13 protein-coding genes are annotated in these 15,541 nt (G+C 54.5%); all 13 read right to left on the bottom strand.

Going from position 1 to position 15,541, the window contains the following annotated elements:
* Positions 1-123 precede the first annotated feature (123 nt).
* The 13 genes from ACMHXE_RS01220 to ACMHXE_RS01160 all read right to left on the bottom strand — a co-directional run bounded on the left by ACMHXE_RS01220 (position 124) and on the right by ACMHXE_RS01160 (position 15,405).
* Positions 124-2,961: an ExeM/NucH family extracellular endonuclease gene (locus ACMHXE_RS01220; protein WP_248952424.1), complete on the bottom strand. Its 2,838-nt coding sequence runs from the start codon at positions 2,959-2,961 to the stop codon at positions 124-126.
* Positions 2,962-3,215: 254 nt separating this feature from the next.
* The gene (locus ACMHXE_RS01215) at positions 3,216-3,734 is read right to left on the bottom strand and encodes a GDYXXLXY domain-containing protein (RefSeq protein WP_413731158.1); all 519 of its coding nucleotides are present in this window, start codon (positions 3,732-3,734) and stop codon (positions 3,216-3,218) included.
* Positions 3,734-5,947, bottom strand: coding sequence for a DUF4401 domain-containing protein (locus ACMHXE_RS01210; RefSeq protein ID WP_413731156.1), 2,214 nt, complete (start codon positions 5,945-5,947; stop codon positions 3,734-3,736). Before ACMHXE_RS01210 ends, ACMHXE_RS01215 begins: the two co-directional genes overlap by 1 nt.
* A gap of 232 nt (positions 5,948-6,179) precedes the next feature.
* The gene (locus ACMHXE_RS01205; protein ID WP_224868256.1) at positions 6,180-7,427 is read right to left on the bottom strand and encodes an ABC transporter permease; all 1,248 of its coding nucleotides are present in this window, start codon (positions 7,425-7,427) and stop codon (positions 6,180-6,182) included.
* Positions 7,424-8,644 carry an efflux RND transporter periplasmic adaptor subunit gene (locus ACMHXE_RS01200; RefSeq protein WP_335921178.1) on the bottom strand — a complete coding sequence of 407 codons (1,221 nt, stop codon included), beginning with the start codon at positions 8,642-8,644 and terminating at the stop codon, positions 7,424-7,426. The genes ACMHXE_RS01205 and ACMHXE_RS01200 overlap by 4 nt, the downstream gene beginning before the upstream one ends.
* Entirely contained in the window at positions 8,641-9,804 is a 1,164-nt protein-coding gene (locus tag ACMHXE_RS01195) for an efflux RND transporter periplasmic adaptor subunit (RefSeq protein ID WP_413731154.1), read from the bottom strand. Before ACMHXE_RS01195 ends, ACMHXE_RS01200 begins: the two co-directional genes overlap by 4 nt.
* Entirely contained in the window at positions 9,791-10,864 is a 1,074-nt protein-coding gene (locus tag ACMHXE_RS01190) for an HlyD family secretion protein (RefSeq protein ID WP_101052989.1), read from the bottom strand. The genes ACMHXE_RS01195 and ACMHXE_RS01190 overlap by 14 nt, the downstream gene beginning before the upstream one ends.
* Entirely contained in the window at positions 10,854-11,534 is a 681-nt protein-coding gene (locus ACMHXE_RS01185; protein WP_025011211.1) for an ABC transporter ATP-binding protein, read from the bottom strand. Before ACMHXE_RS01185 ends, ACMHXE_RS01190 begins: the two co-directional genes overlap by 11 nt.
* Before the next feature lie 271 nt (positions 11,535-11,805).
* Positions 11,806-12,213, bottom strand: a complete 408-nt coding sequence (locus ACMHXE_RS01180) for a hypothetical protein (protein ID WP_413731152.1) — start codon at positions 12,211-12,213, stop codon at positions 11,806-11,808.
* A 50-nt stretch (positions 12,214-12,263) separates the two neighbouring features.
* The gene (locus tag ACMHXE_RS01175; RefSeq protein WP_165564891.1) at positions 12,264-12,668 is read right to left on the bottom strand and encodes a hypothetical protein; all 405 of its coding nucleotides are present in this window, start codon (positions 12,666-12,668) and stop codon (positions 12,264-12,266) included.
* Positions 12,669-12,723: 55 nt separating this feature from the next.
* Entirely contained in the window at positions 12,724-13,179 is a 456-nt protein-coding gene (locus ACMHXE_RS01170) for a GNAT family N-acetyltransferase (RefSeq protein WP_101052983.1), read from the bottom strand.
* A gap of 44 nt (positions 13,180-13,223) precedes the next feature.
* Positions 13,224-13,838, bottom strand: coding sequence for a GNAT family N-acetyltransferase (locus ACMHXE_RS01165; RefSeq protein WP_101052981.1), 615 nt, complete (start codon positions 13,836-13,838; stop codon positions 13,224-13,226).
* 310 nt (positions 13,839-14,148) lie between these two features.
* Entirely contained in the window at positions 14,149-15,405 is a 1,257-nt protein-coding gene (locus ACMHXE_RS01160; protein ID WP_101052978.1) for an adenylosuccinate synthetase, read from the bottom strand.
* Positions 15,406-15,541 lie beyond the last annotated feature (136 nt).

Below are 15,541 nucleotides of genomic sequence, written 5' to 3'. Positions count from 1 at the left end.
GCCCTAAGCCAAATCGGCCTAGGGCGGTAAAAATATCAAAGACCCGATATCCTGTTAATCACAAGGCAGCTCCGCTTAAGTGAACTACGTTGCGCTGCAGCGGGCGTTTTTCGTCTTAAGCGGTTAGAAGCTAAGGCTGGTGCTGGCCTTTTGCTTATCATTGTCGGTCACGGTCAAGGTCACTTCATTGGCACGACCGCCAATACGCATGGCAACCGGGCCGTTGAATCTACGCCCATCGTTGAAGCGCCACTGTTGCTTTTTGATATAACCGTCAGGATCATAGCTCTCGGAGATAAACACCTGCAGCAGCCAGAGATCCAGATGACGGATAACCGCCACAGGCTCGGTCGGCTCAGGGGCTATCTCAACGGTTACCTCACGGCTGACACTGTGCTGGGCACCTTTGTCGTCAGTCACGGTCAGAGTGATGAGGTAGACACCGCTTTGCTGGTATTCATGGCTCACTTGCTCGCCAAAGGCTTGAGTGCCATCACCCAGATCCCACTCCAGGCTCACCAACTCACCGTCGCTATCACTCGAAGTGCTAGAAAGCGCCACTGCGGCACCATTTTGCTGCACTGAGAACTCGGCAACCGGTGCCTGATTGGCCGCGGCAAAGTCCAGAGCGATGATCACAGGGTCGTGATCCGATGAGCGGAAGGCATCGTTGCTGTAGAAACTTTGCAGTTGCTCCGGCGTCTTGAACTCAGTGTTATAGTCCAGCACCCTGGGTTCATCAGTATTGATATGCCAATCGGTCACATCACGAACATTGGCCAGCATGGCTTCATTGGCCAGTGCATGATCTAGCTGTCCCGACTCACCGGAGAACACATAGGAGTATGCTGAAGGCTTACCAAGCTCGCCAAACAGCTCGGCGTAACCGGCATTGGCCAGGGTTGTCAGTGGATCTTCCTTGGCGTAGGCATTGAGATCCCCTATCACCAGCACCTTGTCATCCTGATATTCTGCCTGCAGGAACTGGCCTATCGCCATGGCTGCGCGGGTTCGGGTCAGATTACAGTTACCCTGGCCGTCGTTCATGTCGGGATCGCCCAGCGCATTACAATCACTGCCCTTGGACTTGAGGTGGTTGACCGCCACCACAAAGCTATCCTCACTGTCGTTGACGCTAAACTTCTGGGTCAGCATGGGACGGTTCTTGCCATCGTTGAACAACACCTGACCATTGTCATCCAGCGCCGAATTGCTGCTGTCCAGAATCGCAGCTACCCCTTCCGGGGTGACTCTGTCCTGACGATACAAAATACCGACGCTGATCTCATCGTTGCCAATACGATTAACCTGTGGCGCCAGATAGCGATAGCTGTCAGTGCCAATGGCGTCGTTGAGACCGCGGGCCAGATCGGCAATTGCCGAGTTACTGCCGAAACCATCGTTCTCGATTTCCATCAAACCGAAGACATCGGCGTTAATGGTTTTCATCGCCGCGATTATCTTGGCTCGTTGGCGCTCAAATTCCTCTTGAGTATCGGCGCCACGGGACGTGGGGAAACCGCCGCCCTGGCCATCGCCGTTGAAATAGTTGAGCACGTTGAAACTGGCAACTGTCAAGGCATCGAGGCGATTCAACTCAGGCTCGGACGCTCTGGGATTGGCGGCAACAAAGTTGACGGTATCGACCGGCATCAAACGGTAAATGCCAAAGCCGTAATGCATCACCGCGGTGAGGTTTGTGACAGTATCACCGACTCTGAGCGGGTTAGCGGCGCTCAGACCCGGGGCCGGATAGATAACAGGATCCGGGTTTTGTGCCGTCAGGCCATCGTCAAGCACTATGGAATCCAGGGCATTGGCTGCCGTGACCGCCAAGGCATCGGCGCCGGGATTGGCCACCTGAGTACCGATAAAGTGACGGCTAGAACCCAGCAACACCTCACCATAACGGCCAAGGTTGTAGACTTCGTTTACCGTAAGATGCTGCTCAAAGCTGACCAACATGCCTTCGAAGGCTTCAAGTGCACTGCTGTCATTAACCGGCAGGCTCACTCTGGCTGCACTCGGCAGAGGTTGCGATGTGGCACACAAGGCCTTGGCACTGACATTGGTCAGTTCAGTCAGGCCTTGATATTCAGTGACCTGAGCCCGCACTCGAATTCGGTCGCCGGCCTGATAGCCACTGGCGCTATTGCCTGTGTACAGGAACACCCCTTCCGAGGTCAAAGGATCGGCATCCGCTTCGGCATCGGCCATCTGCAGGAACAATCCCTTAAGACCCGCTTCCTGGTTGCTGGTGACTATTGCTTCCACTTCCAGGGTTTCACCTGCCAATGGACTGGCCTCACCGCTACCCTGCAATGCATGAATGGGTGTAGCCGCATCGCCGCAAACCAAGGCGCCATTACCGGGATCTGTCGGTTCACCCGGCTCGCCGGCATTACCGCCAAAGGCCCCCAGGTCGTCGATATTATCGATGGCGAAACCATCCCAACCGCTGAGGTCAACCGCATCGAAGGGGTCGAGATCCGCACTCAAGTTGTCCAGCTTACGCCTTAACGTATTGTTTTGAGTGGAAACATCACCGCTGCCCCACTCGGAGCCGGGATCCACTCCAACCTGGCCCAGGCTGTCGACCACCTTACCATTACGGCTCAGCACCAGGGCATCATCACCGTTGAAGAAACTGGCGCTGCTGGTTTGCTGCGCCAATGCCAGGATTGCAGCGTTGGCATCATTGTCGGCCAATACATGAGTGCCACCGACGGCCAGCATGCCGCTCAGGGCAATGCTGCTGCCTGCGCTGCTACTGCCATTGAAGAAGATATCCAGTTGATACTGGCTGAGATCGACAGCTTGGCTGCCGGCGTTAAAAAGTTCGATGGCCTTGTTATTGCCTGAACCTTCAACATACTCGGAAATGATCACTTGCTCGCTCGCCTGAGCCTGGGCAGCAATACTGCCCACGGCCAGGGCAAGCAGACTTGCCTTGGTTAACATATTGACCCCTGAAATATATCCTGATTATAGTGATTTTCTTATTTATCAATAAGTAATGTTATTTCCACATCTCCGCATCCGGAGAAGCAGCCACTATAAAGGCCACAAGTTACAGCCAGGTTGCAATATGTAAAATATTTATCAAACTTTAGTGTTAGTTAATTAGTCTTATCAAGGAGTTAGCTTGGAGTAAAAAGTAAAAAATCCTAAGTCACTCTAGTGGTCTAATGAACACAGCCTTACCACTCTTAGGTTCAAAGAGGCTTAAGTTGACTGTCACGCAAGCCCACCAACATCAGCTCCCCGTCAGCGCCCAATCTCAGCTCGCCATAACGCCCCTGGCTGAAATGCTCGGCCTGGCCCTCTTCAAAGAAAAAAGCCTGGCTCGCCAGTTGCACTTCTCCCTGACGGACTTTAAACGGCAAGCGTCTTTGCTGCTGCAACAAAGGAGCCTCTGGATCACTCTCCAACGCCACAAAAGCGGCGCGCTGCTGCTCGTCGAGACTCACTCTGAGCCAGCCCTGCATATTGTCCTGAAACTGCCCTTTTACGCGCAGCTCATTGGCCAGTTGCCGGGCCAATTTATAGTCGAGTTGCATATAATCCCCCTGCATCAGCGAGCGGGGATCCACCGGGGCCAGCTCAAGCAAAATGGGCTCACCGTGCTGCCAGAGTTGCTCTTTCTGCCACACGGAAATGTTGATGACCAGCAAACAAAGCAGCCCCCATATGAGACACAACCCCATGATTTTTGGCGTCAATTTGGGTTTCATTACTGCTCTCCTCCATTCTGCGCCGCCAGCCACTCAGGCCTGTCACTCAAAGGCTTGAGCGCAAACCAGAGCAGTAGCAGACTCACGCCAAGCAGCATCAGCAGCAAGGATTTTTCCAACAAGGTTTGCTGCAACGAGTAATAGTAATAACCGCAGTAAACCGGCATAGCCAGGACCCCGAGCCAGAGCAGCAAGCGCTCGGCCAGCACAAAGCCGAAAACCGCCACCAACGCGCCGGCGATAAGCCCGGGGATCCACCAAAACCAAACCAAGGCCGACAGCAGTCCCAGTAGCAACAGCATCTGCGAACGCCCATCCAATTGATGCCGGATTGCGTTCATTCGACTGCCGAAAAAACGCCAAAGTTGCCACAGCAGCAAAGCTTCAAGTAACCATTGCGCGCCCTGCAACATAGCGGGGCTCACGCCGGGATCCTTTAACTCCCAGACACCTTCCAGCCAAACCAATTGCGGCGTCTGACAAAAGAGCAGCGCCAAGGTCATGGCCATGGCAAGGGAGCGCCAGCGAAGCGGCGCCTTACCCCAGTCGGCCTCATGGCGCCAAAGCAGCACAAAGCCCAGTAGCAGTGCCGGCGTCACCAAGGGTAATAATGAAAGAGTCTGCAGCAGCGCAATCAAGGCCAATAATGCCAGCAGCGCGCAACTGGACCGGGTCAAATAAGCTGGCAGCAGATACCAGTGAAGCGAGGCCGCCAGAGCCAGCATCAACCACCAGCGCCAGGAAGCCACCTCAAACAGCAGCTCATCAAAGGCGATGCCATAGAGCACCAAGGCGGCCACGGCAAAGCTCAAGGCAAACTGAGAGATAAACAGTCCACTTTGACCTCGGCTCAAACCAAAGGCCACTGCAGATGCCGCCAGCGCCAGGCTCAGCAGCAACCCAGGCTGAATATCGTCCAACAATAACGCCAGGCTGGTGCCGATGAAACCCAGCAAACAGATCCCGGCTAACCAGCCAAACAGGATAAGCATCGCCTTGAGATACCAGGGACTTTGTAACTCTGGTATCTCTTGTGTCACATCCCCCGAGACAATGCCTGCCTGCTGCAGCCGTTGCCAGAAAAGGCTGCCCGCATTAGGGACGATTTGCTCATCCTCACTGGGCTCTGTGTCGGTAGTCGTATCTTTGTGTTTTTGGGTCTGTTGCTCTGGTGCAGCGGCCAGATAGTCAGCCTGCAAGCGCTTTAGCAGCAAGGCGGCGACTGAGGCACTGAGCAGCACACAAAGCGTCATCAGGGCAAACAACAGTACCACGGCATCACCGTCAAACACTTCAGACAGCAAGCGCAGCAACCAGAGATCAAACAGCGCTGCCGTGCCGAAAAGCCCGAGCGCCATGCCGTAGAGTTTACGCCTTGTGTGATAGCCTCGTATCAGCGCTGCGGCAACAACCCCGTAGAGAACGACGGCAATAAACTGCTGTGCGCTCAAGGAGTCGAACAGCGTCCAACAACTCGCCAACAACAAAAAGCCCCAACTCAGCAGCCCGCTTGTTACCTCGCTGAGGGGGATGCCGTGCTTGTCTGTCAGCGCAAAACGAAGCAGGCATTGATGCAGCAGCCAATTAAGCGCAAACAGTGACCAAGGGATGGCGAGCCTGTCATCCCCCAGCAAGCTAAACAGGTCTGCAAACGGCAATGAGGTTATCTGCAGTAACAAGCACAGGGCCAGGTTCAACAGCAAGATAAGCAGCAGATAACCGGCTTCCAGTTTCAGAAATACCACCCAGGGCAGAATAAGCAGTGCCCACACGGCAAACAACTGCCAGTTGTCAGCCCCTTGCTGATAGCTCTGGCCGATAAAGGCCAGCAAGACGCCGATAAACACACAGGCCACAAACAGGAGCCAGGGCAAAGCGCCTTGTGCCTTGTCGGCAAGGGGTGGCTTTAGCCATCGGCTCAACGCAAAGGCCAGCAACAAACAGCCCAGCAAGCCGGTTTCCAATAACGCCAACTTGCCCATGCGCGGTAAAGCGGCCCAGTTGTAGGCAAAGAAGCAGATAAGCGCCGAAGCAAAACAGAGCGCAGCACTCCCCAGCAGCAGAGGGTTGAAAAAGCTCAGGCTCTGCTTGGCCCCGGCTGATGGCAGTAATCCCAAGGCGTTGCGCCACGCAGCCCCCGAGACAAGATGTTGCGAATGCCATAAATAGAGTTGCTGCTTGACCTGGGCTCTGTGTTGTTGCAATGCATCCATGAAATGACCTGCCCGCTTTCCTTGAATGAATTAAGTTCCTATATTTAATCACAAGATCAAACAGATGAGCAGAGTTGTAGGCAGGGCCTGTGTGCCGACAGTTTCTCTTCAGAGAAACATCGACACAATGACAATAAAGCGCCTGTCTAACCCTTGCCATTTTTGAATAACACACCCTTGCGAGCGCCGGCCCTGGCGCCAAAGCCGCTGACAGAAGCGAAAGAACCCTCTGTCAGTCCCGTTGCAAGGCAATAATGGGATCCAGTTTGGCCGCCTTCTGCGCCGGATAGAGGCCAAAGCCGACCCCGATACTCATACAAACCCCGAGCGCCAGCAGTATCGCAAAGGGAGACCAAGCCACAGGCCAACCGGCCGCAGTTGATATAAGCAGCGCCAGTCCCAGCCCTACGACTATGCCAAACAGACCGCCGGTAGCCGAAATAGCGATACTTTCAATCAAAAACTGCCTGGCGATATCCTTGCGCCTGGCCCCCAGCGCCCGCAGCAAACCTATCTCGGCGGTGCGTTCCAAAATGGTGGCCAGCATAATGTTCATAATGCCAATCCCGCCCACCAGAAGTGAGATCCCGGCGACACAGGCCATGACGATATTGAAGATCTGTTGAGTCTTCTGATGTTGGGCCAGAAGGTCGGCCGGCACCACTATGTCATAATCCTTCTCACCGCCATGACGGCGCTGCAACAGATGATTCAGGCTCTTGGCCGCCAGCGAAGGCTCAACCTCTTCCCTGAGCGACAGCTTAATCATGTCCAGCTCATCTTCAAGCGCCTTGAATTGCATCTTTTTCAGGGCGCTCGACAGCGGAATAAACACCTGATTGCGCTCGCCCCCAAGCTTGACGCCCTGGATTTTGGACTTACCGCGATTGGCATCGGCCAGGATACCCACCACGGTAAACCATTGATGGTTAATCTTGATGTTCTTGCCAAGGGCATCGCCCTTGGGAAACAGGCTGCGGGCCGCCTCTGGCCCCAACACGGCAACCTGGCGAAAGTAAACCTCATCCTGCTCGGTAAAAATCTGCCCTTCACTGAGCTTGAGCGACGTCAGCCCAAAATAGCTGGGAGTCACTCCCATCACACTGGCATCGCTGCGCCCTTCGGCAGAAAACAGGCTGAAAGCCTTTACTTCCTTGGCGGCGCCCCAATCCTGAATAAAAGGCAAGGTGTCTCTGGCACTGTCGATATCACGCAGGCTCAAACCAACACTGTGTTCACGAATCGATTTCAGCGCCTCGCCGTCATTGCTGCGGCTGTTGACCACCAGATTGCGAACCCCCATGGATTCAATCATCTTCAAGGCTTCACGCTCGGCACCCTCACCGACGCTGAGCATGGCTATAACTGCGCCGACACCGAATATCATCCCCAGCAACGTCAAGGCTGTACGCAGTTTGTGGTGGCGCATCTCATCGAACGCCTGGGCAAATCCTTGCCATAGCCCCATTACCGAACTCATAGCTGACTCCTCTTGGGTGGGGTTGTCAGGGCGATTACGTCACCGGGATTGAGCCCGGCGGTAATTTCGGTGCGGTTAAGGGACCTGTGCCCCGGAGTCACATCCCGGCGCACAAAGCCGCTGCCCTGCTTGAGAAACACCCAGTAGCGGCCGTCTTTTTGAAACAGAGCCTGATTGGGCACAGTCAATACATCATTGAGATCCAGCACCTGTACCTTGGCATTCACTTGTCTTCCCGGCTGCATAATGGCCGGCAGAGTTTGATCCAAGCTGATGGTGAACTGGAAATAGTTCACCGGGCTGTCTCTGTCTTTGGGCTTGGCCAGCGCATCGACCTGAGTCACTGTGCCGCTAAAAGGCCGCTCAGGATAGGCATCCAGAGTCACTGTGGCTTGCTTGCCGATGGCGAGCCCCACAGCTTCCGATTCAAGCACATAGACCCTTGCCTGCATCACGGAAGTATCCGGCAATATGCCTATGGGGAATCCGGACCAGATCATGTCACCCACCACGGGAAAGGCGCCATCCCAGCCAGCCTGATAGACAAACAGCCCATCGTGCGGCGCGATGATCTCCATCTGTGACAGATTGCCCTGATACCTGTCCATCTTGGCCTGATGGCCTTTCTGTTTCAGCTTGATAAGCGCCTGCTCGGCATCGGCCTGCGCCTGGTGCTGAGTGCTGCCCCACTGGAAATAATCCAGCTTGGCATCCAAATATTCCTTGTTGCGCATCTGATCTATGATGTCGATTTTGGTGTAGACCCGCTCATCTTCACTGAAAAAGCGCTCGGCCAACTGCCGCTCATTACCTGTAACCTTGCTTCCCAGAGTCAAACTCTGGCTCAAGGTGAGATCTTTCTCCGTCTGGATCTGTGCATCCTGAGCCAAGCGCTCAAAGTCGAAGGCTTCCATCTGCAAGCGAAACGACTCACGGGTATCATCGAGCCTGGCCACCACATCACCGGCCTTGACCTGGGTAAAGTTGTTCTGGATCCAGGCCAGGGACTGAGGCCCACGTAACCCCGTGGGCACCACAACGGGAGTGGACTGCGCCGCTTCCAGCTCACCGCTGGCGGGGATATTGACCTGAAACTCGCCGCGGCTGACTGTCATGGTGAGCACACCATCGTTGCCGCTCGGTTGGCAGCCACTCAAGGCCAAAGCTATCAAGGCCTGCGTTATCAAGGCCAGAGCGATTAGCGAATGATTCTTCATGGCAGCAATACCTCATCACCCACCTGCAAGCCGGAGAGTATTTCAACCTGATCGCCCCCCATGGCACCAACCCGCACCGACTGTTTGCGAGCCCCCAAGAGCCCGTCCAGCAGCACATAAGGATGACCGGCCTCGTAATGCACCGCATCCTGAGCCACCAGAGTCCGCTGGCTGTCATCGGCAATTTCTATGCTGATCTTGGCGGTCATTCCCGGGCGCATCAGCTCGGTATCCGGCTCGTCTATGCTGGCAACCGCATCGAACACCACCAGAGGAACCTCCTGGCTTTTGTTACGAAAAACCGCGCCCAACTCTTTGATTTTCCCTGTAAAGACTTTATCAGGATTGGCATCCAGACGGATCTTGAGTTGCTGGCCCAGTTTAACTCTGCGGGCTTCTACCTCAGGGATCGCCATATTGACCTGCATGCTGTCGAGATCAGGAATGGATACCACCACATCACCGGCAAACACAGATTGACCCTCCTTGAGCTTGTTGCCCTGAGGATCGTTGCCATAGACCACCATACCGGCACGGGGCGCCACCAAGGTCATCGAGGCGATACCCTTTTTCAGCGCCGCCACTTCGGCGGCGAACTTCTGCCGGTCTCCGTCGAGCATGGCTTCCCGTTGCCGGGCGCTCTCGGCCTCAAGCACCAGTTGCTGCTGCACCAGAGCCACCTTGTCACGGGCGATCACCGCGTCACGCTGGTACTTTTCTTTATCCAACGCCGCCACTGTGTCATCAGAGAGGGCAAACTTACGCTCGGCCTTGTCCAACTCCATTTTGGCCTCCGCCAGTTGCAACTTAAGCTCTTCCATCTTCTTGGCATTACGCAGCTTGGAGGTCTGCAAGTCCTGCACCGTAGCCTCAAGCTCGGCCGATTTGACCGACAGCCTTTGGGTCAGTTCCGAGGTATCCAGCTGAGCCACCATCTCGCCGCTTTCCACCTCGCTGCCTTCCGGCGCCAGCTGCTTGACCTGGTATTGCCAGATGCGCCGCATCACAGGCGGCATTAAAGATACGGTATCGGCCGCCACCAGCTCACCGGTGACTTCTATTTTTTGACTCAGGGGACCTTGCACCACCTGAGTGCTCACCCCATCACTGCAGGCGCTCAGCGCAAGCAGTGCCAGCCAGGCCAAACTAAAGCGCTTCATGTTTGCCTCCGGTTTCCACCAGCACACTCATGCCGGGGATCATGGCGATATCCTCAGGCGCCTTGAAACGGATCCCGACTTCAAACCAGTTACTGCGGCCCCAGGCAGGTAGATTGATGGCCTGACGACCGATACTGGCAATTTGTCCGGGAAAGGCGCGCTCAATTTCCGCATCCAGACGCATGGTCACGGCTTGCCCGGATTTCAGGCGATCTACATCCACCTCATTGACCCAGGCGATCACCTCCAGATCCTCCATAGCAGGTACTGTGGCGATTTGTCGCCCCACTTGCACCGTATCCCCCACCTCGAATTTTTTATTGCTCCAAGGCTCACGCCCAAGCAGCAAGGGGCCGGCAATTTCGGCTTTCAGCTCCAGGCTGTCCAAGTCCTTGAAGGCCTGGGCCAGCTCGAGCGCCGCCTTTTCCTTGTCAATCTTCAGCTGTGCCAGAGTCGCCTTCTCGGTATCCAAGGCTTCGGCCAGAGCCTGCTTGGCCTTGGTCACCTCGGCATTTAGCTGCAGCAGCTTGAACTGATTGTCGGCGTATTCCTTGGCAGCGATAAAATCTGCCGGCACGGCCGCTACCAGTTGCGCCTTTTCCTGCTCCAGTAACTGCTTTTTCAGCTCGAACCTGGCTTGCAATACCTTGGATTTGAGCTCTATGGACTGGCTCTGCTCCTGCGCCGACACCCTGAGCATGCTGGCTTCCAACTGTTCTATCTGGTTGGCCACCTGACTCTTGTCAAACACCACCACCACTTGCCCGGAAGAGACCAAAGAGCCCTCGGGTAACATCCACTGAATTTGATAGCGCCAGGCATCACCGGCCTTAGGGACACTGAAAGTCTGCGACTTGGCGGAACTGACTTTACCAGTCAGTAGCAGCTGCGCGGCGGGCTGCGACTTGGCATCCGCTCCCTTGCCCCCTGGCGCCCCGAATGAAGAAGAGGGCGAGCCGGCAGCAGCCGTTGCCGGTATAGCAATTTCTGAAACAGCCAAGCTTGAAAAAGCCAGGCCAGAGACCGCCAGGCTCAAAAGTAAAAGAGAATCAGGCCGCATCTGCCCTCCTGTCACTCTGCAGGCAACCATCACGCATGCGGATAACCCGCTGGGCGTAAGCGGCCACTTCCTCTTCGTGGGTCACCAGAATAATGGTTTGCCCTGCGGCATGCAGCTCGGTAAACAGCGCCATGATCTCAAGCGAAGTCTTGCTGTCCAGCGCCCCTGTGGGCTCATCGGCCAACAAAATGGCCGGGCGATTGACCAGGGAGCGAGCTATCGCCACCCGCTGACGCTGACCGCCCGAGAGTTGGTTGGGTCTGTGATCCAGTCGCTCTCCGAGCCCGACACGCCTCAGTAATTCTATCGCGTGGGTTTCATCACCCTGCCCTTCTGGACTGTATCTCAGCGGCAGCATCACATTTTGCAGCGCCGTGAGTCTCGGCAATAGGTGAAAACTCTGGAACACGAAACCTATCTGGCGGTTACGCACCGCAGACAAGGCATCATCATCCAGTTGTCCCACCTCTTCGCCATTGAGCAGGTAACTGCCGCTGCTGGGTTTATCCAGGCAGCCTATGATATTCATCAGCGTCGACTTGCCTGAACCCGATGGCCCCATGATGGCCACAAATTCATTGGCTTGAATGTCGAAACTGACTTCATCAAGCGCACGCACACAGGCGTCGCCCATCTGATAGGTTTTACAAAGTTGTTGAAGCTTTATCATTGCTCTTGGTGGGTATTGCGACCGGCGCTCAACCACTCCTTGTTATTGTCTGCAGCTTTGAACCTTGGATAAAGGCGCAAGTTCCCTATTTAATGCAAAATTCCAACGCCGGGCCGCAAGCTAATTGTAAGCTGACATTTCAGCGCCCGAGAACCAATGCTGTGATGCCTCAAACAGCTTGAGGCCGATGCAACGCCTCTTGGTGTAATTCGGGCCGGGCTCATGAATTCTTGCCTTGGAATCGGGCTTAGGGCCTGACTTATGGCCTGACTTATGGCATAGCCCCTATCCAGGCAAACAGGGCCGCGAGGCCGTAAAGCAGCGGCGGCAAGAAGCTCTTGCCCCTTTTTTGCCCGCCAAGCAGTCTGTCATAGAGATGCCAGACCATCAAGAGCAGTAGGTTGAGAACAATAAAGAGTATTAAACCAAACACATAAGTTGCCGGCATCAGTTCAAATGCGCAGGCTATCAAGGTCAGAGCAGCCGTAAGCAAGAAGGGCGCAAAACTGAGATCCGCAAAGCAGTCTTGCTGTTCACGTCCGCTGGCGCGGCTATGGTTTTCCTGTACCCAAGCTGCCCCTTGCCGGTGTTCACGGGCTTTAGAGCGGATCCTGGGCCAGGACTCAATCGCAAGCGCGAGCAAGATGATAAAAGCGGCCAATAACAGACTCAAAAGCATAGTGCCTCCCCCTTGGACAAAGAGACAGGCTGCGGCCGCATTTTATTGCATCACATATTGGCCATTATCCAGTAGTCGAGGCGCTTTTGCGGCTCGGCCAAGATGGTTTTGCAGCTGTCTTTGTATTGGCTCATCAAACCAGCCAAACTCTTGCTGTTACCCATGGTTTCCAGCATTTCAGCACGGGCCGCAGCCACGCCTTTCTCGGCATCCTGCGCCGAACTGTACTGGGCAGCCAAAGCCTCAGCGTCCTTGGCGGATTGTTTCAGCCTGTCTCCAACGGCGGCCATCTGCGGTGCATTCATTGCCCCTATGGCTTCAGAACTTATTTGATAATAGGCGGCGCATTGCTGCAACTCGGCGCTAAAGGCCTCTTCGGCGGGGCCGGCGAACACATTGGCACTGGAAAACAAGCCGATAGCGACAAAGACAGACAAAGCAGTTTTATGGGACATCTTGGTGATCCTCTTGATATCAATGAAGGCAAGCTACTTTAGTGCCTGATGAATTTCAAGGTTTTAGGGTCAGACTGTAGTGGAAAAATTCATTGTCCCGGACAAAACCAATGGACTCATAGAGCGCCTGCGCCCTAACGTTATTACGCTGGGTTTCGAGGATCAATTCATCAATGCCCTGTGCTTTGGCGTAATTCAGCGCGGCATCGAGCAGCGCACGACCTATGCCGACACACCTGGCATGTTGAGTGACATAGATATCATTGAGGATCAGCAGCGGCGCCGCCTGCAGCGAAGAAAAGCCGGGATAGAGCTGCACAAAACCCAAGGCCTGGTTTTGCTCATCCGGCAGATAAAAGATCACGGATTCATCCCGCTTAAGCCTTTGGCTGATAAAGCTTAACGCCAGTTCGGGCTGGCTGGGATATCCATAAAACCGGCGATACTCATCAAACAGCGGTGAGATAATCTCGGCGTCCTGTGACTGTGCCCGAATAACTTGCTTTAGCATGAATGATTTCCCTTCGATTCAATAATGTCCTAAATGGTGCTCACTCACTGTGCGAGTTCGGCATGGTACTGATCACTGTAAAATGCCAGCCTGTCCTTGAGGCCTTGTTTCACTTCAGGCCATTCGCTGTCAATGATGGAGTAAACCACTGTATCCCTGACACTGCCGTCCTTGAGCAGCCTGTGATTTCGCAAGATACCATCTTGCTTGGCTCCCAGACGGGTGATGGCTTCCCGTGAAGCCTGGTTGTGAAAATGGGTTCTGAACTCCACCGCCATCACATCCAGGGTCTCGAAGGCGTACTCCAGCAGCAGCAGTTTGGTTTCGGTATTGATGGCGCTGCGCTGCACACTCTTGGCATACCAGGTATATCCAATCTCCAGCCGGCGGTTGGCCTGATCCCAGTTGCAAATGCGGGTACAACCGACAATTGCACCGCTATCGCGGCTACGTACTGCAAAGGCCAAGGCCTCACCGCGCTGCTCACTTTCCAAAGCCTGCTGGATATACTCTTTCATCTCATCCGGATGCGGCACGCTGGTGTACCACAAGCGCCACAACTCACCATCGGCGACTGCCAACGACAGCGCCGGCAGATGATCCTGACTCAAAGGTTCGAGGATCACATGTTCTCCGGTCAAGCATGCTTCCAGTCCCATGATTTGCCTCCCTAATAATGCAAGATGATGATTTAACGCTTGTTTAAATACCAGACTAACATGAATAAATCATTAAACCAGAGAAATGTTAACAAACAGTTTCTTTCAAAACGATTGTAAAAAAACAAAGCCAGTGATAACAGCAGGTCAGTTCAAAGGGGACAGCAATAAATTGAAATGCGAAGGGGGAAATAGCTAACAGCGGAGAAAGCGCATGACCCAAATGAAGCGCGAAATTAGCATAGTGATGCCCAAGCCTCCCTTGACTATGTCACACACGGAGAGACTTGGGCATAAACGGGCAACCTTGTTAACGCAGGATCATCTGCGCCCGCTCCGGGCCGACAGAGATCATTTTCACCGGCACGCCCATCAACTCTTCAACCCGCTGTACGTACTTTTGTGCTGCCAGTGGCAGGCTCTCAAAGGTGCGGCAAGCCGTGATGTCTTCACTCCAACCTTCCATCTGCTCGTAAACCGGCGCCAAGGCAGAAGTTTGTGGCCAAATCGGGTTTTCGCTGTGTTCGCCCTGATAATCGATGCAGATTTTCAGATCCTGCATCCCACTCAAACAATCCAGTTTAGTGAGCGCCACTTCTGTGGCCGCCTGCAGCTCGACACCATTACGGGTGGCCACGGCATCAAAATAGCCCATATCACGAGGGCGCCCGGTTACCGCGCCATACTCATTGGCGGCTTCGCGGAAGTTATCCTGCTCTTCCATGGCGGTTATCAAGGTGCCGGTTCCCACTGATGAGCTGAAGGACTTGGCTACGGCAATCACTCGCTCGGGGCGTAGTGCCGGTAAACCACTGCCAAGACCAGCATAAGCGGCGGTCACATTGGAAGATGTGGTCCAAGGGTATTCACCGTAAACCAGGTCACGACCCGCGCCCAACTGGGCTTCAAACAGCAGGTTTTCATCTTTTGCCTGCAGCGCTTTCAGTGGCTCGCTCACGTTGCAGATGGCATCACGCCAAGGAGCGGACACTTCCAACAACCAGGCAGTCATCTCTTCTGCGGTTTGCGAAAATTCAAAGGAGGGATACAGCGCCTTGAGCTGCGGCAGTTTCCAGTCCAGCATAAACTGGATACGTTCACGCAGTACTTCAGGCTGCTTCAACCAACCCACCAGAATGCCTTTTTTCATTACCCGGTCACCGTAAGCCGGGGCAATGCCCTGGCGGGTAGAACCGTAAGCGCCGTCACCAAGACGCTCCTCTTCCAGAGTATCTTCAATGGCGTGGATTGGCAGGCACAGAGTCGCCCGATCGGAAATGCACAGATTGACATTGACGCCGGCGGCTTTCACCTCGGCAATCTCTTCGGAAAGTGGCGCCGGGCTTATCACCATGCCGGGGCCCAATACTGCCAAGCAACTTGGATTGAATACGCCGCTAGGCAGTTGATGCAGTTTGAATGTCCCAAAGTCATTCACAACTGTGTGGCCGGCATTGTTGCCGCCCTGAAAACGTATGCTCGCCGCCGCGCTATCTGCCAGATAGTCCACGATACGGCCTTTACCTTCATCACCCCAGTTTGCACCAACTACAACGATAGACGACATTTCCAGTTCTCCTAAACAAAAACCTGTCTATCCTATGACCACGGCGCAAATAAGAAAAATTAATAATCATTATTGGCTTGATAAGAAATCCATATCGGGATATTTTGCATCGGAATCGAAGATAGCGGGCAATTGT

Source organism: Shewanella sp. BJSY2023SW007 (assembly GCF_047314525.1).
Lineage (GTDB): Bacteria > Pseudomonadota > Gammaproteobacteria > Enterobacterales > Shewanellaceae > Shewanella > Shewanella chilikensis.
The sequence above is the reverse complement of the archived record's forward strand: the minus strand, read 5'-3'. Positions and strand labels throughout refer to the sequence as shown.